At 72.0% G+C, this 23,883-nt stretch carries 21 protein-coding genes; 13 read left to right on the top strand and 8 right to left on the bottom strand.

Translation table 11 applies throughout. The features are described from left to right. Window positions 1-63: 63 nt before the first annotated feature. Window positions 64-2,259, bottom strand: a complete 2,196-nt coding sequence (locus JOC24_RS05360; RefSeq protein WP_205018948.1) for a serine/threonine-protein kinase — start codon at window positions 2,257-2,259, stop codon at window positions 64-66. A gap of 141 nt (window positions 2,260-2,400) precedes the next feature. Then, window positions 2,401-3,933 carry a substrate-binding domain-containing protein gene (locus tag JOC24_RS05355; RefSeq protein ID WP_205018947.1) on the bottom strand — a complete coding sequence of 511 codons (1,533 nt, stop codon included), beginning with the start codon at window positions 3,931-3,933 and terminating at the stop codon, window positions 2,401-2,403. A 264-nt stretch (window positions 3,934-4,197) separates the two neighbouring features. Here JOC24_RS05355 and JOC24_RS05350 point away from each other — a divergent pair, with 264 nt between their 5' ends. Together JOC24_RS05350 and JOC24_RS05345 are read left to right on the top strand one after the other, a co-directional pair. After that, window positions 4,198-5,082 carry a glycoside hydrolase family 19 protein gene (locus tag JOC24_RS05350; protein WP_205018946.1) on the top strand — a complete coding sequence of 295 codons (885 nt, stop codon included), beginning with the start codon at window positions 4,198-4,200 and terminating at the stop codon, window positions 5,080-5,082. Window positions 5,083-5,266: 184 nt separating this feature from the next. Next, entirely contained in the window at window positions 5,267-5,755 is a 489-nt protein-coding gene (locus JOC24_RS05345) for a hypothetical protein (protein WP_205018945.1), read from the top strand. Window positions 5,756-5,779: 24 nt separating this feature from the next. Here the strand turns inward: JOC24_RS05345 and dnaN are convergent, their stop codons facing one another. Beyond that, window positions 5,780-6,898 (bottom strand): DNA polymerase III subunit beta, encoded by a 1,119-nt coding sequence (gene dnaN / locus JOC24_RS05340; protein WP_205018944.1) that lies wholly within the window; start codon window positions 6,896-6,898, stop codon window positions 5,780-5,782. Window positions 6,899-7,264: 366 nt separating this feature from the next. Here dnaN and JOC24_RS05335 point away from each other — a divergent pair, with 366 nt between their 5' ends. Beyond that, window positions 7,265-8,725, top strand: coding sequence for a helix-turn-helix domain-containing protein (locus JOC24_RS05335; protein ID WP_205019323.1), 1,461 nt, complete (start codon window positions 7,265-7,267; stop codon window positions 8,723-8,725). A gap of 5 nt (window positions 8,726-8,730) precedes the next feature. Here JOC24_RS05335 and JOC24_RS05330 read toward each other — a convergent pair whose 3' ends face one another. The 3 genes from JOC24_RS05330 to JOC24_RS05320 all read right to left on the bottom strand — a co-directional run bounded on the left by JOC24_RS05330 (window position 8,731) and on the right by JOC24_RS05320 (window position 11,692). Further along, window positions 8,731-10,479 carry a serine/threonine-protein kinase gene (locus JOC24_RS05330; protein ID WP_205018943.1) on the bottom strand — a complete coding sequence of 583 codons (1,749 nt, stop codon included), beginning with the start codon at window positions 10,477-10,479 and terminating at the stop codon, window positions 8,731-8,733. Window positions 10,480-10,556: 77 nt separating this feature from the next. After that, entirely contained in the window at window positions 10,557-11,051 is a 495-nt protein-coding gene (locus JOC24_RS05325) for a MarR family winged helix-turn-helix transcriptional regulator (protein WP_205018942.1), read from the bottom strand. Further along, on the bottom strand, window positions 11,048-11,692 hold the full coding sequence (locus JOC24_RS05320; RefSeq protein WP_205018941.1) for a DJ-1/PfpI family protein: 645 nt from the start codon (window positions 11,690-11,692) through the stop codon (window positions 11,048-11,050). Before JOC24_RS05320 ends, JOC24_RS05325 begins: the two co-directional genes overlap by 4 nt. Before the next feature lie 175 nt (window positions 11,693-11,867). On the opposite strand from JOC24_RS05320, the gene JOC24_RS05315 reads away from it, so the two are divergent. The 3 genes from JOC24_RS05315 (at window position 11,868) to JOC24_RS05305 (ending at window position 14,795) form a co-directional block, all read left to right on the top strand. Beyond that, window positions 11,868-13,241 (top strand): aspartate aminotransferase family protein, encoded by a 1,374-nt coding sequence (locus tag JOC24_RS05315; protein WP_205018940.1) that lies wholly within the window; start codon window positions 11,868-11,870, stop codon window positions 13,239-13,241. Between the two features lie 91 nt (window positions 13,242-13,332). Then, window positions 13,333-14,046, top strand: a complete 714-nt coding sequence (locus JOC24_RS05310; RefSeq protein ID WP_205018939.1) for a GntR family transcriptional regulator — start codon at window positions 13,333-13,335, stop codon at window positions 14,044-14,046. A 98-nt stretch (window positions 14,047-14,144) separates the two neighbouring features. Beyond that, the gene (locus JOC24_RS05305) at window positions 14,145-14,795 is read left to right on the top strand and encodes a hypothetical protein (protein ID WP_205018938.1); all 651 of its coding nucleotides are present in this window, start codon (window positions 14,145-14,147) and stop codon (window positions 14,793-14,795) included. 40 nt (window positions 14,796-14,835) lie between these two features. Here JOC24_RS05305 and JOC24_RS05300 read toward each other — a convergent pair whose 3' ends face one another. Further along, on the bottom strand, window positions 14,836-15,621 hold the full coding sequence (locus JOC24_RS05300; RefSeq protein WP_205018937.1) for an SLATT domain-containing protein: 786 nt from the start codon (window positions 15,619-15,621) through the stop codon (window positions 14,836-14,838). Window positions 15,622-15,978: 357 nt separating this feature from the next. On the opposite strand from JOC24_RS05300, the gene JOC24_RS05295 reads away from it, so the two are divergent. The 7 genes from JOC24_RS05295 (at window position 15,979) to JOC24_RS05265 (ending at window position 22,708) form a co-directional block, all read left to right on the top strand. Further along, window positions 15,979-16,314 carry a YbaB/EbfC family nucleoid-associated protein gene (locus tag JOC24_RS05295; RefSeq protein ID WP_205019322.1) on the top strand — a complete coding sequence of 112 codons (336 nt, stop codon included), beginning with the start codon at window positions 15,979-15,981 and terminating at the stop codon, window positions 16,312-16,314. A gap of 61 nt (window positions 16,315-16,375) precedes the next feature. Continuing rightward, window positions 16,376-16,975, top strand: a complete 600-nt coding sequence (recR, locus tag JOC24_RS05290; protein ID WP_031090791.1) for a recombination mediator RecR — start codon at window positions 16,376-16,378, stop codon at window positions 16,973-16,975. An 83-nt stretch (window positions 16,976-17,058) separates the two neighbouring features. Then, window positions 17,059-17,718 (top strand): DUF5063 domain-containing protein, encoded by a 660-nt coding sequence (locus tag JOC24_RS05285; RefSeq protein WP_205018936.1) that lies wholly within the window; start codon window positions 17,059-17,061, stop codon window positions 17,716-17,718. 253 nt (window positions 17,719-17,971) lie between these two features. Continuing rightward, window positions 17,972-19,243 (top strand): aspartate kinase, encoded by a 1,272-nt coding sequence (locus JOC24_RS05280; protein ID WP_104787074.1) that lies wholly within the window; start codon window positions 17,972-17,974, stop codon window positions 19,241-19,243. Beyond that, window positions 19,240-20,304, top strand: a complete 1,065-nt coding sequence (locus JOC24_RS05275; RefSeq protein WP_205018935.1) for an aspartate-semialdehyde dehydrogenase — start codon at window positions 19,240-19,242, stop codon at window positions 20,302-20,304. Before JOC24_RS05280 ends, JOC24_RS05275 begins: the two co-directional genes overlap by 4 nt. A 359-nt stretch (window positions 20,305-20,663) precedes the next feature. Beyond that, on the top strand, window positions 20,664-21,239 hold the full coding sequence (locus tag JOC24_RS05270; protein ID WP_205018934.1) for a SigE family RNA polymerase sigma factor: 576 nt from the start codon (window positions 20,664-20,666) through the stop codon (window positions 21,237-21,239). A gap of 47 nt (window positions 21,240-21,286) precedes the next feature. Continuing rightward, entirely contained in the window at window positions 21,287-22,708 is a 1,422-nt protein-coding gene (locus JOC24_RS05265; RefSeq protein WP_374104477.1) for a hypothetical protein, read from the top strand. 365 nt (window positions 22,709-23,073) lie between these two features. Here JOC24_RS05265 and JOC24_RS05260 read toward each other — a convergent pair whose 3' ends face one another. After that, on the bottom strand, window positions 23,074-23,853 hold the full coding sequence (locus tag JOC24_RS05260) for an SURF1 family protein (protein ID WP_205018932.1): 780 nt from the start codon (window positions 23,851-23,853) through the stop codon (window positions 23,074-23,076). Window positions 23,854-23,883 lie beyond the last annotated feature (30 nt).

The following is a 23,883-nucleotide window of genomic DNA, read 5'->3' as shown; positions in this document are numbered from 1 at the left end:
GACGTCGCGCGTGAGGCCCCCGGCAGCAGCTGCCGGGGGCCTCACGCGTGTGGTCGTCGGGCGTCAGCCGGCGCGCCGGTAGGTGGACGGCGCGTCCTCCTCCTCGTCGGAGTCCGTCCAGGAGAGCGACAGACCGTCGGCGCCCTTCATCTGGACCGTGCGGGTCCCGGCGCCCTCGCACTTGTCCTCCGGCTCGGCCGCCGTCACGGCCTGCGGGCCGAGGCGCAGTTCCTTGCTGTTCGCGTAGACGAGGACGCTCTCCTTCTCGCAGTGGTACGAGGGCCCGTCGCTGGTGTACTTGGCGACGACCTCTCCGTATGCGCCCTGACTCAGCTCCAGCGTGGAGCTGTCGGGGGACGGTGAGCCGCCCGTCTCCACGTACTGCCACTTCCCGAGGAACTCGGCGGGGACGGGAGTGGCGTTCTCGACGCTCTTGGTCAGCACCGCGGTCTCACCGTCGTCGTCCGTCCAGATGAGCGTGCCGTCGCCGGCCGCTCGGATCGTCTGCCGGCCGCCGTCGGAGCAGGCTTCCTCGGGGATGCTGCTGAGCGCCCTGGACTCCAGCACCATCAGGTTGTCGAAGGAGACCAGCTTGGCGGCGCCGTTGCACAGCGCGTCGTCGAACGAGTTGAACGTCGTGGCGACATCGGCGCCCACCCCGCCCTGGGTGATGGTGATACGGCGGAAGGAGGACGGCTGCTGCTCGCTGTCCTTGCCCGCGCCCTCCCAGGTCCCCAGATACTCCTTGCCGACCACGCCCTCGACGGCGGCGGACGGGTCAGCGGACGCCTGCGAGGGGGAGGCACCGTCCGTGGCCCGGTCCGTGGAAGGCTTCTCGCTCGGCGCCGAGGAGCCGGGCGAGCCCGCGTTCGACCCCTTGCCGTCCGAACCGTCCGAACTGTCGCGCATGGCCGCGTAGGTGATCCCGCCGGCGAGCAGGGCGACGGCGGCGACCGCCGCGGTGACGATCAGCGCGGTGCGTCGCGGCTTCCCGCCGTCGGGCCGGGTACCGGCCTGTGGGCCCGGGTCCGCGAGGGGCGCGCCGAAGACGCCCAGCTGCGCGGGTGCGGCGGGCGGGGTCGGTACGGAGGCCGCCGGAGTGGGAGCCGACGCCGGTGGAGGTGTCGGGTCCGGGCCGGTGAGCGGCGCCGTGGGAGGCGTCGCGGAGGCGCCTCCGGCCGCCCGCGCCGGGGGTGCGGCCGGAGGCGGCGGCGTGGGCGCCGCGGACGGCCGGGGGGTCGGCGGGCCCGCCGGGAGCGGTGGCGTGGACCCGGTCGGCCGGGGCGCCGACGTCGGCGGCGGGGGCGTCGCGCCCGGGGGCGGCCCGGCGGGCCGGGCCGGGGCCCGCTGCCCCGGTCCGTCGGAGTCCAGCAGCTCGGCGGCCTTGCGGCCGAGCTCGGCGATCAGCCCGCCCGGCAGCCACGGCTCCGTGTCCTGGGACACCTCGTCCGTACGCGCCACGACCTCCGCCGGAGTCGGGCGGTCGGCAGGGTCCTTCGCCAGGCAGGCGCCCACCAGTTCGGTCAGCCCGGCCGGGAGGCCGGCCAGGTCGGGCTGCTCCTGGGCGATCCGGTACATCACCGCGTGCATGCCGCTCTCGGAGGCCCCGAACGGATGCCGGCGCGTACCGGCGAACGCCAGCACCGATCCCAGGGAGAAGACGTCGCTGACGGGCGTGAGCGCCTCGCCGCGTACCTGCTCCGGGGACATGTAGCCGGGAGACCCGATCACCGCGCCGGTCCGGGTCAGCTTGCCGTCGGCGGTCACCGCGTCCAGCGCCCGGGCGATCCCGAAGTCGATGACGCGCGGCCCGTCGATGGTGACCAGGACGTTGGCGGGCTTGAGGTCACGGTGGATCAGCCCGGCGGTGTGGACCGCGGTCAGTGCCTGGGCGAGCCGGTGGGCCAGGATGCGTACCGAGCGCTCCGGCAGCGGCTCGGTCCGTCCTGCGAGCACCGCGTGCAGGGACGGGCCGGGGACGTACGCGGTGGCGACCCAGGGCGCCGGGGCGTCGGTGTCCGCGTCCAGCACGGCCGCGGTCCACAGACCGCCGACCCGGCGGGCCGCCGCGATCTCCTGCGCGAAGCGTCGGCGGAACTCGGGTTCCGTGGCGAGTTCGGAGCGTACGAGCTTCACGGCGACGGTCCGCCCGCCTGCCGAACGCGCCAGGTACACCTCACCCATGCCCCCTGCGCCCAGGCGGGCGAGGAGTCGGTAGGGACCGATGTGTGACGGGTCGTCATGTGTCAGCTGATCCACCATCGGATCCTCGCACAGAGGACTGTGCCCGGGGCGGGGGCAGCACGCTGTGGTGCAGTTCCGTTACGCGGCGTCGGGCGTGACCGCCACGGGCGCGTGGGCCCGGCGTCCGGTACCGCGGGTCCGTGTCCTTCCGCGGGTTCAGTCCTGCCCGCAGAGCCGCATCCCCTTCGGGGTCGCGCAGGGCAGGTGGCCGTTGGCGCGCATGATCTCCTCGCCGTAGTCGTCCAGGTAGTTCAGGAAGCCGGCGACCAGGGAGTTCGCGGGAGGCGACCCGTAGGTGTACGCGTACTCGATCTCCCGGTACGGGTAGCTGCTGGTGGCGATCGAGTCCACCGAGGGGGCGGTTCCGTCGATGGACACGCGGTGCGCCCCGTCGGGTACCTCGCCGCCCCGCAGTTCGGTGTAGCCGATCGCCCCGTCCAGTTCGGCGACCTCGGCCAGGACCTGGTCCGTGCCGTCGAGTTCGCAGCGGAGTACCGGGGCGTCGGCGTAGTCCTTGGTGACGCAGTCGCGGGAGGACGTGGCGAGTTCGCTGGCGTCGAGCACGCGTCGCTGGAAGACCTCGCGGGTGCCGGAGTTGGCGTCCCGGCTGACGAGCCGGATCTCCAGGTCGGGGCCGCCGGCGATCTGGTTCCAGTTGCGGATCTCGCCGCGGTGGATGCGTCTGATCTGGTCCAGGGTGAGGTCGTTCACCGGCACGGTGTCGTTGACGACGAGGGAGAACAGCGAGATCGCGACCCGTTTCTCGCGCAGTTGCGTGAGAGCGGCCGGTCCGGGGCCGTCGGACAGGGCGATCATGGCGGGGGAACCGGTGGAGCCTGCCTCGCCGCCCAGTGCGTCGAGCTTCCGCACCCCGGCGTTGCTGCCATGGACGTCCAGGCGGATCGTGGCGCCCTCGCACTCGTCCTCGTACTTCTCCTTCAGCTCCTCCAGGACCGGCTTGAAGGCGGTGGAGCCGGTGACCGTGAGGGTGCCGGTGGCGCAGTCCATCGGGGGCGGGGAGTCGTCCCGTACGACGATGATGCCGGCGAGCGTGACGACGCAGGCGGTGAGGGCCACGGTGATGATCCGGGCGGCGGGACCGAACAGCGGAGGCTTCTCGTCGGGGCGGGCGGCCTTGTTCCTTGCCACGACGCCGTCCCTGATTCCGCCGGTGATCTTGATCGGGCCGCCCACGTGCGAACCGGTGAGCAGGACCAGCAGCTTGAAGTGCTCGTTGCGGTTCAGGGGGACGCGTGGCAGTCGGATGACCGAGCCGCCGTGCCGCATGCCGGCGGCCGGGGTGAAGTGGTCCATCAGATGCTCGGCGTCCGGCGAGTGCGTCACGGCGATCCCGCGCACCGTTCGCCCGGTGAACTCCGCCGTCAGACCCTGGAGTTCGCCTCGCCCTGTGTAGTCGTCGTCGCCGATCGACTGCGATCCGTCGTTCTCGATGCGCAGCAGGACGAGGGTGGCGTCGGCCATGTCCGGGGTCTCGTCGAAGAGTCCGAGCCGCACGTTGGCCCGGCCATGGCTGACCTCGCTGCCGATGGGGGTGTCCATCTGCACGCGGTACCCGATGCGCTTGCGGCGCGGGACCCGGCGTTCGTACCAGAGCACGCCCGCCGAGGTGAGGACGCCCAGGCCGGCGGTGAGCACGGCGACGACGTTCTCCGGGCTGAACCACTCCATGTTCCTCGCGCTCCCCCGTGGGTGAGTGTGCCGGACGGCGTCACCGTACGACCGGGGAGCGTGGGGTGGGGGAGCGTGCGGATTCCTTCCGGCGAAGTTCGCTTTGCGTTCAACAAGCTTGTGCGGAAAGGGAATTGGCAGCTGGCCCGATGGGCCGAGTTCTGGTCTAGACCTTGACAGGTCCAGACCATCGACGCTTGAGTGGCCGTAACCCCCCATGGCGGCGCACGCTCGGCGCGGGCGTCGCGACGAAGGAGTGATCACGTGGCCAAACGTGTCATGAGCCTGATCGCCGCGCTGGGCGCGGTCATCACGATGTTCGTCGTCCTTCCCGCCTCCACGGCGTCGGCCGCCGCCTGTGCACCGGCCTGGAACGCCTCCTCCGTCTACGTGGGCGGAGGATCGGCCTCGTACAACGGGCACAACTGGTCCGCGAAGTGGTGGACCCAGAACGAGCGGCCCGGCACGGCCGACGTCTGGGCCGACCGGGGCAGCTGCGGGTCCGGCGGTACGGACGAGCCGAACCCCTCGGGCTTCGTCGTGAGCGAGTCGCAGTTCAACCAGATGTTCCCGAGCCGGAACTCCTTCTACACGTACGGCGGCCTCACCGCGGCGCTGAGCGCCTACCCCGGCTTCGCCAACACCGGCAGCGACACGGTCAAGAAGCAGGAGGCGGCGGCGTTCCTCGCCAACGTCAGCCACGAGACCGGCGGTCTGGTGCACATCGTCGAGCAGAACACCGCGAACTACCCGCACTACTGCGACACGAGCCAGTCGTACGGCTGCCCGGCCGGACAGGCCGCCTACTACGGCCGAGGCCCGATCCAGCTGAGCTGGAACTTCAACTACAAGGCCGCCGGTGACGCGCTCGGCATCGACCTGCTCGGCAACCCCTGGCAGGTCGAGCAGAACGCGGCCGTGGCCTGGAAGACCGGCCTCTGGTACTGGAACACCCAGTCCGGCCCCGGCACCATGACGCCCCACAACGCCATCGTGAACGGCGCCGGATTCGGCGAGACCATCCGGTCCATCAACGGCAGCATCGAGTGCAACGGCGGCAACCCCGCCCAGGTGCAGAGCCGCATCGACAAGTACAAGGCGTTCGTCCAGATCCTCGGCACCACGCCCGGCTCGAACCTGAGCTGCTGAGCCCGGCCCCACCCCGGGGAGAGGGGGCGCGCCCGGCTGCGGCCGGACGCGCCCCCGTTTCGCGCGTCCGGCCGCTGCCCGGCGCCTCCGCCGGGCCCCGGCGTGTCCGGCACCTGGCGCCTCCCCCGGGCCCGGATCGTCCCCGATTCGTGCTCCGGCACGGGGGTTGGCAGGATCACCCACCATGGACACGGACAGCACCGGAAACCCGCCCACGACCACCGCGGACCGCCTCGCCCGGATCGACGACGTCCTGACGCTGCCCTTCCCCGCGGGGGAGGAGAGCGAGGACAGCGGTGCGCGCAGCAGCGGACCCGGACACCACCTGCTGATCCTGCGGGCGAGCCAGGACTTCTGGGACGACCGTTCCCCCGAGGTCGTCGAGCCCGCGGAGCAGGAGATCGAGGTCGAGTTCAGCGCTCTGGCGACCGCGCTGAGCGAGCGGTGGGGCGAGCCGGAGACCGTCGACCTCTGGCCCTTCCTGGAGCGGGACGACGACGCGGGAGCCGCCCCGGAACCGATCGGGCAGCTCTGCAACCTGGCGGGCAGCATGCAGGTCTGGCGTGTGCCCGGGGGCGCGCGGTGGCTGGGTCTCGCCGTCGGACAGGCCGACCCCGAATTCCCCATCTGGCTGCTGGCCGCGGTCGGGGTGTCGGCGACCCTCCCGGGGTGAGACGCGGGCCCTGGACGTGGGTGGTCAGAGCAGTGACGGCTTCACCGACATCAGCAGGTGCTGGTGGGTGGGCGTGCCCGTGCCCTCCCCGCCGGTGATCATCGCGCGCTGTCCCGGCCCCATCATCCTCATCCTCACCGTCGCGTCCTCGAAGGAGGACAAGGCGTCCGTCAGATAAGCCGGGTTGAAGGCCACCGTCATCTCCGCGGCACCGTCGAAGGCAGCGGGAATCCGCTGCGAGGCCACGTCGTCCTCGAACCCCGCCTGCAGCAGTGCGGAGCCGTCCGGCCCGGGGAAGAAGGTCATCTGCAGCGGGCTCCCGCCGTCCGCGACCACGGAGACCCGCTTGACGGCCTCCACCAGACGCGCCCGGTCCAGCACCGCGACCGCGGGGTCCCCCAGTGCGAACAGCTTGTCGTGACGCGGCAGTCTGCCGTCCAGCAGCCGCACCGTCGTGCGCGTCCCGGCGTGCTCGAAGCCGGCCGAGCCCCCGTCCACGGAGACGTCGACCTGTCCGGACCTGCCGAGCGACCTGGCGATCTCGGTCAGCCGGCGGGCCGACACGACGACGTCGGCCGCCACGTCCGGCGACTTCGCCTCGAACGGCAGCGTGCGCACCGCGAAGCGGTACCGGTCCGTGGCCGCCAGCGTCATCGTGGAGCCGTCCAGGCCGAGACGGATACCGGTGAGTGTCGGCAGTGTGTCGTCCCGTCCCGCGGCCACCGCCACCTGGGCGACCGCCGCCCCGAACTCCCCGGCGTCCACCGTCCCGCACACGTCCGGCAGCGGCGGCAGCGCCGGGTAGTCGTCGAGGGGAAGGACCGAGAGACCGAAGCGGGAGCCGTCTCCGGTGACCGTGAGGCGCGAGCCCTCCACCACGCACTCCACGGAGCCCTCGGGCAGCACCTTGCAGATGTCGAGCAGCCGCCGCCCCATGACCAGCACCTTCCCCGGCCGGACGGTGTGCGTCTCCGTCTCGACGCGCGCGGAGGCCTCGAAGTCGAGCCCGGACACCCGGAGCCGGCCCGAGTCCGCGTCGAGGAGGAGCCCGCCGAGGACGGGAACGGGCGAGCGAGCGGGCAGCACCCGGGCGGCCCGCGAGACGGCATCGGTCAGTGCGCCACGTTCCATGCGGAATTCCACGGCAGGGCCCCTCGTGCGGTGTGCGACCTGGTCGGGAACCACGCTAGGCGGCGCCACTGACAGTCGCAGCGGACCGGCGACAGCGACCACCCCCGTGAGCCGCTGCCGCCGTGCCGCCCGGGCGCCTCTCGCATGCCCTCCGGCCCCCGGATCCGGGACGTTCCGACGCCCCCCGACGTCTCCCGTACGTCCCGGAGCACGCAGGGGACTTTAGGGGGAGGGGTGCCGCGCGGGGAGATTCAACTCGCACAGTGGGGCGCGCGACGGGTATCGGACCGCACAGCCTGGCCGGTACTCTGCACTCCGGTTCCGGGAGGGAGCGGAGGACACGTGCGTGCGCGGGAACGGGCCGACGACCTGCTTCTGATGTACCGGCTGGCACGTACCGGCGGGTCGCCCGAACTGCTGCGCGGGCTGGCCCGCCGGGCGAAGGGCTGGGCCGGGATCCTGGACCGGGAAGGCACCCTGCTCCAGGCGGTGGCCGGGAACGCGCGGTGGCCGGCGCACGAAGCCGCGGGCCTCGCCGCCGCCGCGGCGCGGGAGCTGACGGCCCGGGGTGCCGGCTCGTACTCCCTCGACGCCGCGGAGTACGCCGCGCTGCTGCTCCCGCTCGACCGGACGACGGACGACCAGGGGCCGGTGCTCGCAGTCGTGGCACCGAGGCCGATGCCCGACGGGCTGAGCACCCTGATGGCCGACGCGATGATGCCCCTGTCCCTGGCCTGGGCGTCGGAGAGCGTCGAGCGAAGACGGCGGCGGGTGGACCTCGCGGAGTCGAGGGGCCGGGAGGCGGTGCTGCACCTGCTGATGACCGGTCAGCTCTCCATCGCCCGCCAGGTGGCGGGCGCGCTGAGGCCGAAGCTCCCCGACCCCGTACGCGTATGTGTCGTCGAGTGCTCCGGCGGGCAGCGGGACGAGGTGGCCCGGATCTGCGCGGATGCCTCCGGCGGCCGGACCTGGATCGTGCGCTGCCCGGTCTACGCCCGCCATCTGATCCTGATCACCCCGGCGGACGACGACGTGGGGACAAAGGGGCACTCGGGCGGCCACACGCTCGGGCCCGCCGTCGCCGCTCTGGTGGACGACTGCGTCGTCGGTGTCAGCGAGCAAGTGCGGCTGCCCGACACCGCGACCGCCTACCAACAGGCATTCCACGCCCTGGCCGTGGCCCGTGGGCTCCCCGGACGCCATGCGGGATTCGGCGCCACCCCGGAGCCCGCGCTGGTCGTCGGCGCCGCCGGCGTGCGGTGGGCCGACGAACTGCTCGCGCCCCTGCTCTCCCATCGGCCGCGCCGTTCGCGGGACCCGGGCAGCCAGGAGCTCTCGGCGACCGTCGCGTCCTGGCTGGCGTTCTCCTCCCACGCCACCCGCCACCTGAAGATCCACCGCAATACCCTGGCCGCCCGTCTGAAGCTCGTCGGGGAGCTCCTCGGCCTGGACCTGAACCGGGTCTCGGACCAGGCGGCCGTCGACCTCGCGCTCCGGATCAGGGCCGCTCCGGCGCCGTGCGGCCCCAGCCCCGGGGACCCCGCGGCGGGGCCCGGAGACCTCGAGGCCGTCCTGCGCGCCCCCGGCGTCCAGGACTGGGCCGTCCAGCAGCTGCGGCTCCTCGATCAGGCCGGCCCCACGGGTGAGGAGACCCTGCGGACATGGCTGCGCTGCGAGGCGCAACTGAGCCCGGCCGCAGCTGAACTGGGCATCTCCGTCCCCGGCGCGCGCAAGCGGCTCACCCGGCTGGAGGCCTTGTTGAGCCGGTCGCTGCTCCGGACGCCGAGTGCGCGGTACGACCTGTGGCTGGCGTTCCGGGCGGTGGACCTCGCGGCGTGAGCCGCTCAGCCGGACTTCGTGTACGTCAGGCTCTTGCCGGTGGCCGTGATCTCGCGTTGCAGGCTTCCGTCGGGCAGCAGGGTGAGGACGGTTGGCTCTCCGGGAGTGCAGGACGACATCGGTTCGCCTTCGGCGACCCGAGAGGGCCCGATGCGGACCGATCCGCCGAAGGCGGGCTCACTCTCCAGGTCGGCCCGGAACACGCAGCGGTACGAGCCACCCGTGTCGAGCGGACCCTCGGCGGTGAGCGACAGCACGGCCTCGCCCACCTCGCCCTGCCGGACGACGAGCCGGCGGGTGGAGGCTCCCGAGTCGCCGTCGATGCTCCCGGACCACTCGCCCAGGAATCCGGAAGGGACGGAGCCGTCGGAGCCCGTGCCGTCCGGGTGCGCACCGGAGGGGGAGGCGTCGCGGGCCGTGGACCCCCCGGTGCCGCCCTCCCCGTTCCGCATGAAGGAGTAGACCGCCCAGCAGGCCCCCACCGCGACGACCAGCGCGACGGCGACCAGCAGCACGGTGAAGACCGTTCCGCGGCGGGGCTCGGGTGCCGGCGCGGCGAAGCCGGACCGCGGGCCGTGCGGGGGCGTGGGCCCGTAGCCGTATCCGTAGGTGGGGGCGGGCCGTTGGGGGTAGCCGTACGACGCCGGTGGCCGGGTCCGCCGCGCCGTCGGCGGGGTGGGGCCCCCTGGCGTGGGGTGCCCGTGCGCGGCGGCGGGCCGCGACGGCGCGGGAGGAGCGGGGCGTGCGGACGCGGGCGGCACGGGTGCGGGCGGCGCCGCCAGGGGGCCCTCCGCCGGGCGGCCCTCCGCCGGGCGGCCCTCCTCCGGGTCCTCGGAATCCAGCAGCTCCACCGCGTGCCTGCCGAGCTCGGCGATCAGAGCGCCCGGCAGCCACGGCTCCGCCGTGTCCGTGTCGCCCAGCCGCTCCAGGAGGGTGTCCGTGGAGGGCCGCGCGGCCGGGTCCTTCGCCAGGCAGTCCCGGATCAGGTCGACCAGGTCGGCGGGTACGCCGGTGAGGTCCGGGTCCTCCTGTGCGATCCGGAACATCAGGGCGTGCATCCCGCGGTCCGCCGCGCCGAACGGCAACCGGCCGGTCGCCGCGTACGCCAACACCGAGCCGAGGCAGAACACGTCGCACGCCGTCGTCACGCGGTCGCCCCGAACCTGCTCCGGAGACATGAAGCCGGGGGAGCCGATCACGGCACCGGTGCGCGTGAGGCCGCCGTCGGTGGCGGTCTCCAGGGCCCGCGCGATGCCGAAGTCGATGACCCGCGGTCCGTCGATGGTCACCAGGACGTTGGACGGTTTCAGGTCACGGTGGATCAGCCCGGCGCCGTGGATGTCCTGGAGCGCCCCGGCGAGCCCGGCTCCCAGACCGCGCACGGAGCGTTCCGGGAGCGGACCGTGCGCACCCGAGTCCGCCACCGGGGCACCCGGACGGCCCGAGACGATGCGGTCGAGGGAGGGGCCGGCGACGTAACCGGTGGCCACCCACGGCACCGGGGCGTCCACTCCGGCGTCGAGCACCGGCGCGGTCCAGGCACCGCCGACCTTCCGGGCGGCCTGCACCTCCGCCCGGAAACGGTCGCGGAAATGCTGCTGAGCGGCGAGCTCGGGGCGGACCAGCTTGATGGCGACGGTGCGGCCCCGGTCCGAGCGGGCCAGGAACACCTGGCCCATCCCGCCGGCGCCCAGACGCCCCAACAGGCGGTAGTTGCCGATGCGTTGCGGGTCGCCGGAGCCCAGCTTCTCCATGGTGCGCTTCCTCCCCCTTGCGGCCCTGGCGGGACCGTGGGTCGAGGATAGCGGCGGGCGTGCCGAGGAGGCCGATCTCAGCCCCCTGAGGTTCCCGGTGGCGCTCCGGCCGGGGACGCCAGGGTGTCCATGGCGGCCGAGAGCCGCTCCAGCACCCGTACGGTCCGCGCGAACTCCTCCTCGCCCAGCGCCCCGGCCAGCCGCGCCGCGAACTCCGCGTGTGCGGGGTCGATCCGGCTCACCGCGGCACGGCCCTGCGCGGTGGGCCGGAGCAGCTTGGCACGCCGGTGGGCCGGATTCGCGACGTACTCGGCCAGGCCCCCGTCCACCAGGAGGTCGGCGATCCGCTGCACGCTCTGCCGGGTGATCCCCATCGCGCGGGCGATCCCCGACACGGGAAGCGGTTCGGTCAGCACCGCGCCGAGGACCTGCCACCGGGCCGCGGTGAGGCCGGCGGGGCCGGCCAACTCCTCGGCGACGGAAAGGAACTGGCCGTTGAGGCGGAACACTCCCAGCGCGGCACGGCTGAAGCGGGCGGGGTTCCCGTCGTGCGCGGGGTTGGTCTCACTCATCCCTCGAGCACCTCGTAGGCGCTCGCGTCCGAGTCGTGGAAGAGCCGGTACCAGGCATCCAGCTTCTCGGGCCCGAACACCCCGAGGAGTCCGAGGATCTCGCGTGCGAAGGCGACCGGTTCGGTCGGCCCCGCCGTGACGAGAGCGCCGCGCGGGGTGCGCGTACCGCTGTCCGCCGCCGCGTCGGCGTACGTACCGGCGTCCGTCACCGCGTCGGCGTCCTCGTAGTGCGCGCCGCCCGCGTATCCCGTGGCCGCGAGATAGAACGAGACGGCGCTCGTGTGGCGGCGGTCGTCGAGGAGCCCTTCGCGGGCCAGCCCGGCGGTCGCCCCGCAGATCGCCGACACGGGGACACCGGCGTCCAGGAACGTCCGCGCCGCGCGGGCGAAGGGAGAGAGGGCGTCGCCGGTGTCCCAGAGGGAGGCGCCGGTGAGGATCAGCAGTTCGCTGTCCTCGGGGCGCAGTGCGGCCAGTGCGAGATCGGGCCGGATGGTCGATCCGCCCATGGTGGTGACCGGCTCGGCGGTCGGGCCGACGGTCCGCACGGTATGGCCGTGCCGGGTGAGCTGGGTCGTGGCGTAGCCCGGTTCCCAGTCGGCGAAGGTGTCGTAGACGGCGAGGTGGACGGTCGTGCCGGTCATGATGACCTCCGGTGGCGAAGCACGGAACCCTATGACAGAAGGCTGTCATCAGGACAGCATGCTGTCAACTGGTCGGCGTGGTGCGGACGGGAGCCCGACACCTTGCCGAGCCGGGCGGCCCATGGCGTACAGAGTGGCCATGGAGGACGGCCTCGCCGCCGCATACGCTCGCCGCATGAGCCCCGATGCCCCTCGCACCCCGTATGCCGACCCCGCAGCGGGCGCGGCCGTGAAGGCCGCCGACCGTGCGCACGTGTTCCACTCCTGGTCCGCCCAGGGCCTGATCGACCCGCTCGCCGTCGCCGGCGCCGAGGGGGCGTACTTCTGGGACTACGACGGCAACCGCTATCTGGACTTCACCAGCGGTCTCGTCTTCACCAACATCGGCTACCAGCACCCCGTCGTCGTCGCCGCGATCCAGGAACAGGCCGGGAAACTCGTCACGTTCGCCCCGGCGTTCGCCGTCGAGGCGCGTTCCGAGGCCGCCCGGCTGATCGCCGAGCGCACCCCCGGCGACCTGGACAAGATCTTCTTCACCAACGGCGGCGCCGAGGCCGTCGAGAACGCCGTCCGCATGGCCCGGCTGCACACCGGACGCCACAAGGTGCTCTCCGCCTACCGCTCGTACCACGGAGGCACCGCCACCGCGATCAACCTGACCGGCGACCCGCGCCGCTGGGCGTCCGACAACGGCTCGGCGGGCGTCGTCCGCTTCTGGGCGCCGTTCCTCTACCGCTCCCCGTTCCACGCGGGGTCCGAGGCCGAGGAGTGCGCTCGCGCACTCCAGCACCTCGAGGACACCCTGGCGTTCGAGGGCCCCGCGACCGTCGCGGCCGTGGTCCTGGAGACGATCCCGGGCACGGCGGGCATCATGACGCCGCCGCCCGGCTACCTCGCGGGGGTCCGCGAGATCTGCGACCGGTACGGGATCGTCTTCGTGCTGGACGAGGTGATGGCCGGGTTCGGACGTACCGGGAAGTGGTTCGCCGCCGACCACCACGACGTCGTGCCCGACCTGATGACGTTCGCGAAGGGCGTCAACTCCGGTTACGTGCCGCTCGGCGGTGTCGCCATCAGCGCCGAGATCGCAGCGACCTTCGAGACCCGCCCCTACCCCGGCGGGCTCACCTACTCCGGGCACCCGCTGGCCTGCGCCGCGGCCGTCGCCACGATCAAGGTCATGGAGGAGGAGAAGACCGTCGAGAGCGCCGCGCACCTCGGCGAGCACGTGCTCGGCCCCGGTCTGCGGGAACTCGCCGGCCGCCACCCGTCGGTCGGCGAGGTGCGGGGGCTCGGCGCGTTCTGGGCGCTGGAGCTGGTGCGTGACCGGGAGACGCGCGAGCCGCTCGTCCCGTACAACGCGACCGGCGAGGCCAACGCCCCGATGGCGGCCTTCGGTGCCGCCTGCAGGAAGAACGGCCTCTGGCCCTTCATCAACATGAACCGCACCCATGTCGTCCCCGCCTGCAACATCACCGAGGCGGAGGCGAAGGAAGGTCTCGCGGCCCTCGACACGGCCCTCTCGGTCGCCGACGAGTACACCGTCTAGGCGGTACCCGACACGACGCCCTCCCCCGTGCCCGGAACCGGTCACTTGCCCTGGCTTATGGTGACCCAAGCCGAGAACGGGAGGGGGCGTCATGGGTGCGAGCGGAGGCGTGACCCGCAGTACGCTGCGGCAGCAGATCGCCGACGCGCTGCGTGACGAGGTCCTCGCGGGGCGTATGCAGCCACGGGTGGAGTTCACCGTCAAGCAGATCGCCGAGCAGTACGGGGTGTCCGCGACGCCCGTCCGTGAAGCGCTCTTCGACCTCTCCGCGCAGGGGCTGCTCGAGTCCGACCAGCACCGCGGCTTCCGGGTCCGTGAGTTCACCGTCGCCGACTACCGTTCGATGGTGCAGGCGCGCGCCCTGGTCATAGACGGGGTGTTCCGCGGGATCTTCGACGGGACCGGCTCCGCGCCCGCCGTGCTCGCGGCCCACCGGCCCGCGCTCGTCTCCGTGCGCCGCAGGGCCGAGGAGGCCACCCGGGCCGCGCGCGGCGGCGACCTCGACATCCTCATCGGCTACGACCTGCGGTTCTGGCGGGAGCTCGGCGCGGTCATCGGCAACACCTACATCAGTGACTTCCTGCAGCGGCTCCGGATGCAGGCGTGGGTCTTCGCCGTTCCCTACCTCCGGGGGGACTCCGACGTGTGCGACTGGCTGTGGAACGGCCACCAGGACCTGGTGGAGGCGATCACGGCCGCCGACGGACCCGCCGTGCGCGCGGTGCTGGACGCCTACTACGCGCACGGGCTGAGCTGGGCGGACCGGCTGGCCGCCGACGACCCCCCGCACCCGGGCCACAGCTGAGCGCGCACCGGCCCGAGGACACCCCGCGCCCTGTGCGAGGGGCCCCGGCCGCATTACGCTGTCCCGACCATCACGAACCCGTTGGAGAGCGAGACTTCGTGGCCTGTGACCTGTGGCTGGTCCCCCTCGTCGATGTGCTGTGCCACAGCCCCGACAACCCCTTCGCCGAAGAGATCGCCGTCTACGACAAGGCGTTGACCGAGGCGGGGCTGCCGCCCGTGCCCGTCTACGCCTACATGCCAGGACTCACCGGGGACGTCGCCCCGGTCGCGGGCTTCGACTACGACGCCCTGCACTTCCTGCGCCGCGCCTACCTGCTCCAGCTGAGCGGGCTGGCCGTCACGCCCGTCGACGAACTGGGCGGGGACTACGAGCAGTTGCTGGAGATGTTCGAGCAGAGCGCGCAGGAGTCGCACCTGGTCTGGCACTACGACCACGCCGGGGCGTACGTCCCGGTGGACTTCCCCCACCCGCTCTCCGACGACCAGCTCCTGGAGGGTGGCGGCCCGCTGGGTTCCGCCCACGGCCTGCTGCGGGAGCTGGAGTTCGTCGCCCCGTCCATCGGCATCGACCCGGCCAACCCGCCGGCCACCCCGGTTCCGCCGGCCGGCCCGACCTCCCTGGAGGAACCGGCCGCCCCCGCCCCGTACGACGAGAGCCCCTTCGCCCGGGAACGGCATGTCTGGCTGGGCCTGCACGCGGCGGCCACCCGCAGCCTCGCGCAGGGATCGATGATCATTTTCAGCTGACGGGCGGCACCGGCCGCCGGTGACGACCCGCTCTCCGGATTCAGCGGGGTGGCTCCGGCGGCCGCTGGCGCGGCATGTTGGGCCGGGCCACGGGCATGGTGAGCCGGCCGGGCGCGGCCCCCGGCTCGGGTCGGCCTCCGGGCCCGCCCGACACCAGCGACTGCATCCCCATGGGCGCGGGCCCGGCCCGGAACTCCACCATCCAGTCGGCCGTCTCCATGCGGACGAGCTCCGTGATGTCCTCCGAGAACCGGCGCAGCACCCCCAGGCACCGCTCCGCGGCCTCGCTGGCGGTGCCCTCCGTCGGCCCCAGCACCTCACGGACGCACTCGGAGGACCAGTCGAACTGCAGCACCTGCAGGCGCCGCTGCACGGCCTGTGCCGTCGCGAGGTTCCTTATCCAGCCGGAGGTCAGCCCGAAGTACCGGTCGCACGCCATGCACGCGGCGCCCAGCAGCAGCGCCAGGTAGCCCCAGCCGGCGGAACCGTGCAGTTCCCCGGTCACGTCGAGCAGGGGCAGGGCCGCGCCCGAGACCACTCCCGCCGCCGTGCCGAGCCGGAGCAGCCTGGCGGTACGCCGCTTCCGGACCCGGTCACGCAGATACCAGTCGGCGGTCTCCATGGCGCCCGCCTCGACCCAGCGGTAGAGCTCGTCGAGCCGTTCCGCGGGTTCACCCCAGTCGCCGAGGGGGAAGGCGCGGCCGGTCAGGTCCCGGGGGCCCGAACCGTAGCGCGAACCGGACTGATCAGTTCCGGTGCCTGCACCGGATCCCGCACCGGACTCCTTGCGGGGCGGCCCTTCGGGCTGCATCTCCGGCTGACTCACCGGGGCACTCCTCTGCACTCTGCGTCCGGCGCGTGTCGACGCGGACCGGCGTGGTTCCTGATCTGGAAGGGCGGAGTCCGGCATATGACCGGGGCCCCATCGGGTAACTCTGCGTCACCTTCGCCCTGCGTACAGGTACGGCAACGCATGCTCTTCCTACCGCCGAATGGTGGGCCGCGGGGTCGAAATCGCGGTATTCCCGCGTGGGTATGGCCTCTGGTCAGGTATAGGAGGCCGGCAGGTACTTTTCAGAACTCACCCGAAAGAGTTGGTCCCCAGCGGGTGGGGCGCCGCGTCCGGCGAACACGTAGGCTCGGCATACCCGAACAATCCGTCGTCGAAGTGCCAGGAGTGACCGTGATTCCCGGTGGTGGCCAGCCCAACATGCAGCAGCTGCTCCAGCAGGCCCAGAAGATGCAGCAGGATCTTGCCGTGGCCCAGGAGGAGCTTGCCAGGACAGAGGTCGAGGGACAGGCGGGCGGTGGTCTCGTGAAGGCCACCGTGACCGGGTCCGGCGAGCTCCGTGGCCTGGTGATCGACCCGGGCGCGGTGGACCCGGAGGACACCGAGACGCTCGCCGACCTCGTGGTCGCGGCGGTCCAGGCGGCGAACGAGAACGCGCAGGCGCTCCAGCAGGAGAAGCTCGGCCCGCTGGCCCAGGGCCTGGGCGGCATGCCCGGTCTCCCGTTCTGACCCCTGTGGCTACCCGGGCGTACCGGATACGGTGCGAGCAGGAAGAAGGAGAGGCGTTCCGTTGTACGAAGGCGTGGTTCAGGAGCTGATCGACGAGCTGGGCAGGCTGCCGGGCGTCGGTCCCAAGAGCGCGCAGCGGATCGCCTTCCACATCCTGCAGGCCGAGCCCACCGACGTACGCCGTCTGGCCCATGCCCTCCTGGAGGTCAAGGACAAGGTCCGCTTCTGCGAGATCTGCGGCAACGTCGCCCAGCAGGAGCAGTGCGGCATCTGCCGTGACGCCCGGCGCGACCGCACGGTGATCTGTGTGGTCGAGGAGCCCAAGGATGTCGTCGCGATCGAGCGGACCCGTGAGTTCCGGGGGCGCTACCACGTGCTCGGCGGCGCGATCAGCCCGATCGAGGGCGTCGGCCCCGACGACCTGCGCATCCGGGAGCTGCTGGCCCGGCTCGCGGACGGTTCCATCACGGAGCTGATCCTGGCGACCGACCCCAATCTCGAGGGCGAGGCCACGGCGACCTACCTCGCCCGGATGGTCAAGCCGATGGGCCTGCGGGTCACGCGGCTGGCCAGCGGACTGCCCGTCGGCGGCGACCTGGAGTACGCGGACGAGGTCACCCTCGGGCGCGCGTTCGAGGGGAGGCGCCTTCTCGATGTGTGACCCGGCGCCTGACTGCGGCTTTATATGGGGCGGCGATATGTTCTACCCACCGCTCGCGACCGTGCCCACGGGAGGTCCCCTCGATGTCTGACGCCACGCTGAACTCCGTCACGCAGGATCCGGACGATTTCGCCGTCCAGATCGCGGATCAGATCAAGACGTTCATCGTCGCGGTCACCGAGGTGTCCAAGGCCGATGAGCCCGAAGAGGCCGTCCCGGTCCTGCTGCTCCAGGTCTCCCAGCTCCTGCTGGCCGGCGGGAGACTCGGTGCCTACGAGGACATCCTCCCGGACGAGCGCTACGAACCGGACCTGGGCGCCGAACCGGACGCCGACGGGCTGCGCGAGCGCTTCGCGGAGCTCCTGGAGCCCATCGACGTCTACTCCGAGGTCTTCGACCCGTACGAGCCCCGCAAGCCCCCCGTGCCCCACCGCATCTCCGACGACCTGGCCGACCTGGTCACGGACCTGGGCCACGGCCTCGCGCACTACGAGGCGGACCGCACGGCGGAGGCCATGTGGTGGTGGCAGTTCTCGTACTTCTCCAACTGGGGCTCCACCGCCTCGGCGGCCCTGCGCGCGCTCCAGTCGCTGATCGCCCACATCCGGCTGAACCAGCCGCTCCAGGAGCTCGACGGCCTGGACACGGACCAGGACCCCGGTGACGGCGACCTGGCCGAGGAGGCGGGGCGTGTGATGGCCGAGGAGATCGCGGGACCGCTGGGTCTGCGGCCGGTCCTGTAGCTCGCCCCCCGGGGTGTGCGGGCCGTGCCCGCCGAGCTTCCGGTGACCGCTGCGGACCCGCCGTGCCCGCTGTGTCCTGGGACACAAAGAGGCGTGCCGTGAGGGGATCCGGGCAGCAGCTTCGTACGAGCAGTTCGGGACGGCCTACGTACCAGGTGGTGGGCGGGACATCTCACCATCCGGTACCGACAGGTCGATTCCGGGCTGCTCGTTAAACTGAGCCGACCGCACCATTATTGAGCGAGGAGCGCACGTGGGCCTTGTCGTGCAGAAGTACGGAGGCTCCTCCGTAGCCGATGCCGAAGGCATCAAGCGTGTTGCCAAGCGAGTCGTCGACGCCAAGAAGAACGGCAACCAGGTGGTTGTCGTGGTGTCCGCGATGGGCGACACGACGGACGAGTTGATCGATCTCGCCGAGCAGGTATCCCCGATGCCTGCCGGGCGTGAGTTCGACATGCTGCTGACCGCCGGAGAGCGGATCTCCATGGCCCTGCTGGCGATGGCGATCAAAAACCTGGGCCACGAGGCCCAGTCGTTCACGGGAAGCCAGGCCGGTGTCATCACCGACTCGGTCCACAACAAAGCGCGCATCATCGATGTCACGCCCGGGCGCATCCGGACCTCGATCGACGAGGGCAACATCGCCATCGTCGCCGGGTTCCAGGGTGTGAGCCAGGAGGGCAAGAACATCACGACCCTCGGGCGTGGCGGCTCCGACACGACCGCCGTCGCACTGGCCGCCGCGCTGGACGCGGAGGTCTGTGAGATCTACACCGATGTGGACGGTGTCTTCACCGCCGACCCCCGGGTCGTGAAGAAGGCCCGGAAGATCGACTGGATCTCCTTCGAGGACATGCTGGAGCTGGCGGCGTCCGGCTCCAAGGTGCTGCTGCACCGCTGCGTCGAGTACGCACGCCGTTACAACATCCCGATCCACGTCCGCTCGTCCTTCTCCGGACTGCGCGGCACCTGGGTCAGCAACGAGCCGCAAGGGGACCAGCAGGTGGAGCACGCCATCATCTCCGGAGTCGCCCACGACGTCTCCGAGGCCAAGGTCACGGTCGTCGGTGTCCCCGACAAGCCGGGCGAGGCCGCAGCGATCTTCCGCGCCATCGCCGATGCCGAGATCAACATGGACATGGTGGTGCAGAACGTCTCAGCCGCCTCGACCGGTCTCACGGACATCACCTTCACCCTGCCCAAGGCCGAGGGCCGCAAGGCCATCGACGCCCTGGAGCGCAGCCGCGCCGGCATAGGGTTCGAGTCGCTGCGCTACGACGACCAGATCGCGAAGATCTCCCTCGTCGGCGCGGGCATGAAGACCAACCCCGGGGTCACCGCGGGCTTCTTCGAGGCGCTGTCCGACGTCGGCGTGAACATCGAGCTGATCTCGACGTCCGAGATCCGCATCTCGGTGGTCACCCGTGTCGACGACGTCAACGAGGCCGTGCGCGCCGTGCACACCGCCTTCGGTCTCGACAGCGACTCCGACGAGGCGGTCGTCTACGGAGGCACCGGCCGATGACGGGACGCCGCCCCTCGCTCGCGGTCGTGGGTGCGACCGGGGTGATCGGCGGCGTCATGCTCCAGATCCTTTCGGAGCATGCGGACATCTGGGGCGAGGTCAGACTGATCGCCTCCCCGCGGGCGGCCGGTGCCCAGCTGGTCGTACGTGGTGAGGAGACAGAGGTCCTCCCGCTCTCCGAGGACGTGTTCGACGGGGTGGACGTGGCCCTGTTCCTGGCGTCGGACGAGGTGTCCGCCCAGTGGGGACCGGTCGCCGCGGCCCGGGGCGCCGTGGTCGTGGACGACTCGGCGGCCTTCAGGCTGGACGACGACGTTCCCCTGGTCGTTCCCGAGATCAATCTCCATGCCGCGCGGGTGAGACCGCGCGGCATCGTCGCGTCCCCGAACTGCACGACACTGTCGCTGATCGTCGCCGTCGGTGCGCTGCACGCCGAGTTCGGGCTGCGGGAGCTGATCGTCTCGTCCTACCAGGCGGTGAGCGGTGAGGGCCGGGACGGTGTCGCCGTGCTCCGCGAGCAGCTCGCCCTGGTGGCGGGTACGGAGCTGGGCACCCGCCCCGGGGACGTACGGAGGGCGATGGGCGACGGGGACAGGAACCCTTTCGCCGCCCCGGTGGCACTGAACGTGGTGCCCTGGGCCGGGACCGACGCCGGGGACGGCTGGTCGTCCGAGGAACTGGCGATCCGCGGCGAGTGCCGGAAGGTCCTGGGCCTGCCGGGTCTGAAGGTGACCGCGACCTGCGTGTACGTCCCGGTCGTCGCGGCGCACTCGATGTCCGTGCACGCCCGTTTCGAGAACGAGGTCTCCGTGGAGCGGGCGCACGAGGTCCTGGCGACGGCGCCCGGGGTGGTCCTCTTCGACAGTCCGGCCGCCGGGGACTTCCCCACCCCGTCCGACGTCGTGGGCACCGATCCGGCGTGGGTCGGCCGGGTGCGGCAGTCGATGGATGATCCACGTGCCGTCGAGATGTTCATCTGCGCCGACAATCTCCGAAAAGGCGCGGCCCTCAACGTGGCCCAGATCGCGGAGTCGGTGGCCGGGGAATTTCCTCGTACCTGATCGAACCTGTTTTGTAGGATCTGTGTACGCCCTGTGGGTAACTTGCCCGTCTGAACACCTTGAGCTGGGGCGTTGTCATATCCGACGATGATCTCCTGGCCCTCCGCAACCGCTGGGCGGATGCGACGCGTCTATGTTGTCACTTCTTGCGTGGCGGGATGTGTTTTCAGGGCATTTGGGGAAGAGCAGGTACGAATGAGGGCATGTCGCACAGCATCGAACGCGGTGCCGTTCGCGTACAACCCTGACGGGGGGAAGCGTGTCCAACTGGCGTGGCAGAGGTTCTCGACATCACAGTGGTGGGCCCGTTGCGGGGCGCTTCGGTGCGCCCGCTCCGGCGGCCCCGCGCAGCCGGCGGTATGCCGGTGATTGCGCCCATGCCCGCTGCTCGGTCCACCCGGCTGCCTTCGCAGCGCGAGGGCGCTGAGGAGGCGGTGGCGGCAGGAACGACGGTCGACCATCTCACCGAGACCTATCGAGCTCACTACCGCTCGCTGCTGGGTCTCGCCGCGCTCCTGCTGGACGACACCGCGTCCTGCGAGGACGTGGTGCAGGAGGCATTCATCCGGGTGCACTCGGCACGGAACCGGGTGCGCGATCGGGAGAAGACGCTCGCGTATCTCCGCCAGACGGTGGTCAACCTCTCCCGATCCGCGCTGCGTCGGCGCATCCTCGGGATGAAGCTCCTCTCCAAGCCGATGCCGGACATGGCGAGCGCGGAGGAGGGCGCGTACGACCAGCTGGAGCGGGACGCGCTGATCAAGGCGATGAAAGGGCTGCAGCGCCGCCAGCGCGAGGTGCTGGTGCTGCGCTACTTCTCGGACATGACGGAGGCCCAGGTCGCGGAGACGCTGGGGATATCGCTCGGTTCGGTGAAGGCGTACGGCTCCCGGGGCATCGCGGCACTGCGTGTCGTGATGGAGGCGCAGGCATGAGCGGGCCCGAGAACAGGCACGACGATGACCGGACTGGAAATGGAACTGTGAACGACGGGCCGGAGAACATCCCGCACACCGATCCGGAGCAGGACGGTGAACGGAAGCAGGACCTGGGGCAAGGCCAGGACCAAGGCCACGACCGGGACCGGGACCAAGGCCGGGACCGGGGCGCGGTCGACGGGGCGGAGGCCGTCTCGGGACCCGCCGCGTCGGAGTCAGCGGCCTCGGGGCCTGCCGAGTCGGGACGCGTGTCCCCAGGATCCGAGGCCGGGGGAGCGGACTCGGACCGTCCTGAGGTGGGCGCACCTGACCAGGGTGGCCGTGACACGGGCGGTCATGAGGTCTGGGCCGGCGGTGGCGGCACGCTGACCGAACTCTTCCGCGGCGGTGGCGACGGAGCTTCCGGGGGAGACCTGGGAGCCTCCGGCCGCACCGGGGGCGAGAGCGAGGGCATGGACGAGGCCGCGCTGCGCCGCATGCTGCAGGGCGCTGTCGAGGGCCTCGAGCCCTCCGACGGCACCCTCAGTCATCTGCACCGCGCGGTGCCCGCCCGTCGCGCCCGGCGGAGGCAGGGCGTGGTGGGTGCCGCGGCAGCGGCACTGCTGATCGGGACGGCGGTTCCGGCCTTCGTGCACGTGGCGAGTTCGGACGGCTCGGTCACCGCCAACCCCGCCATAGCCGGCCATGGCGAGCAGGCCCAGGGAGGCAGTGGGCAGGACGCGGGCTCGGAGGCCGACGGCGGGAAGACGGCAGGTCCCGCCGACCGCCGGACCGAGGGTGCCGAGGGCGATACCGGCGACTCCACCGCTCCGTCGCGGGGATCGGGCCCGGGCGCCGAGAGGAGCGGGGCCGCGGGCCTCGACGACCCTCCGGGCTCCGACCTGACCGCCACCACGACCTGTGACCCCGGCCAGCTCGGGGTCGCCTCCGCCGACGCGGGCGCGGCCGGCGCGGACGGCACCGTGTACGGGACCTTCAGGATCGCCAATGTCTCCGGCGCCGCCTGCTCGGTGACCAACAACGGCACGGTCGGCTTCCAGGCGGCGGGCGCCGCCGACCCGCTCAAGATCACTGTGGTGCAGCACGTCGCGGGAGACCCCGCGACCGGTCTGCCCGACCCGTCGCTGGAGCCCGGGACCGTGGTCCTGAAACCGACGATGACCTACGAGGTGCGCTTCGCCTGGGTGCCGTCGGACACCTGCCCGACCACCGGCGGTTCGCCGAGTCCGACGCCCACGGACGGCGACGGAGGCGGCGGCGGAGGCGGCGGCGGAGGTGAGGCGGCGGGTACCACCGCGGGGACGACGGACACCGCGGCGCAGTTCGGCAGCGCCGACGGGGGCCCTGCGGACGGCAGCATCGCCGTCACGCACACCCCGGAGGCGGGTGCGCCGACCGCGCAGACGACGATCGCCAACGCGTGTGCGGGCACGATCTACCGCACTGGCGTACTGAACGCGTCCTAGCAGGATTCGGATGGTCGGACGGTGGCACGTCGCGGCCGGATCGGCCGTGCAGGATCCGGTAGGGCGCGATCCGACCGCGCAGGATGGACGTCCCGCGTGCCCCGTCCTCCCTGCCCCGGCCAGCCAGGCCGCCCGGCGGCCCCGAATCCGCGGCCTGGCCGGGTCCGCGACCCGCCCCAATCCGCGACCCACCCGTATCGGCGCACTGTCCGGACTCCGCCCCGCCCCGCCTTGCCCGGATCCGCGGCCTGCCGTATCGGCAACCTGCCCGGATCCGCGACCCGCTCGTGTCAGCAACCTGCCCGAATCCGCGGCCTGGCCGGGCGCCGCAGTGCCGGTCGGTGCCGGTCCGCCGAGGGGCTCCGTCAGTCGGCGTCGGCCGCGAGGCCCAGTTGCACATCGCGTGCGGCTTCCGCCTCGCGGCGCACCAGCCGGAACCACATGAAGAGCACGAAGCCGCCGAAGACGAACCACTCGCCGGTGTAGCCGAGGTTCTGGAAGGCCTTCAGATCGAGTCCGCTGCCCTGCGCCGCCGCCGCGGGCACGGGCTTCATGTCCCCGCCGGCGCCCCCCGCTTCCGGCTCGGGCAGGGTCACCCAGGCGTCGTAGACGTCGTACGGGACGAGGTTCACGAGGGACGCCGCGCTGATCATGCCGAGCTGGCCCTCGGGGAGCCCGCCACTGAGGTCGACGCCGCTGGTGCCGCTGTTCTCGGAGGCCTGCAGATCGCCGGTCACCGTGACCTCGCCGGCCGGTGCCGCAGGGACCTTCGCGCTGCCCGGTGAGCCGGCCAGCCAGCCCCGGACGACGGGCAGCGCCTTCCCGCTGTCGGTTCGCAGCAGGTCCAGCACATAGAAGCCGCTACGGTCGTCCAGCTCGCGTCCGGGGACCAGGAACCGGTCGGCGTACGTACCCGTCGCCACAGCAGGGCGGCCGGACGTCTCCGTGCTCACGGGGAGCAGGGCGTCGAGCGGCTTCGGGGAGCGGGTGCCGGGATCGGGGCGCTTCTCGGCCTCCTCGTGCGACTGCACGCGGTCCTCGAAACGGCCGAGCTGCCACGTACCCATGAACACGCAGAAGGGGATGGCCAGCACGACGAAGAGGTTGATCCCCCACCACCGCGGGGTCAGCAGGAACCGGTACACCCCTCCACGGTACGGTTCCCCGCTCCGGGC

Source organism: Streptomyces sp. HB132 (genome assembly GCF_016909575.1).
Lineage (GTDB): Bacteria > Actinomycetota > Actinomycetes > Streptomycetales > Streptomycetaceae > Streptomyces.
This window is presented reverse-complemented; position numbering and strand designations above follow the sequence as displayed.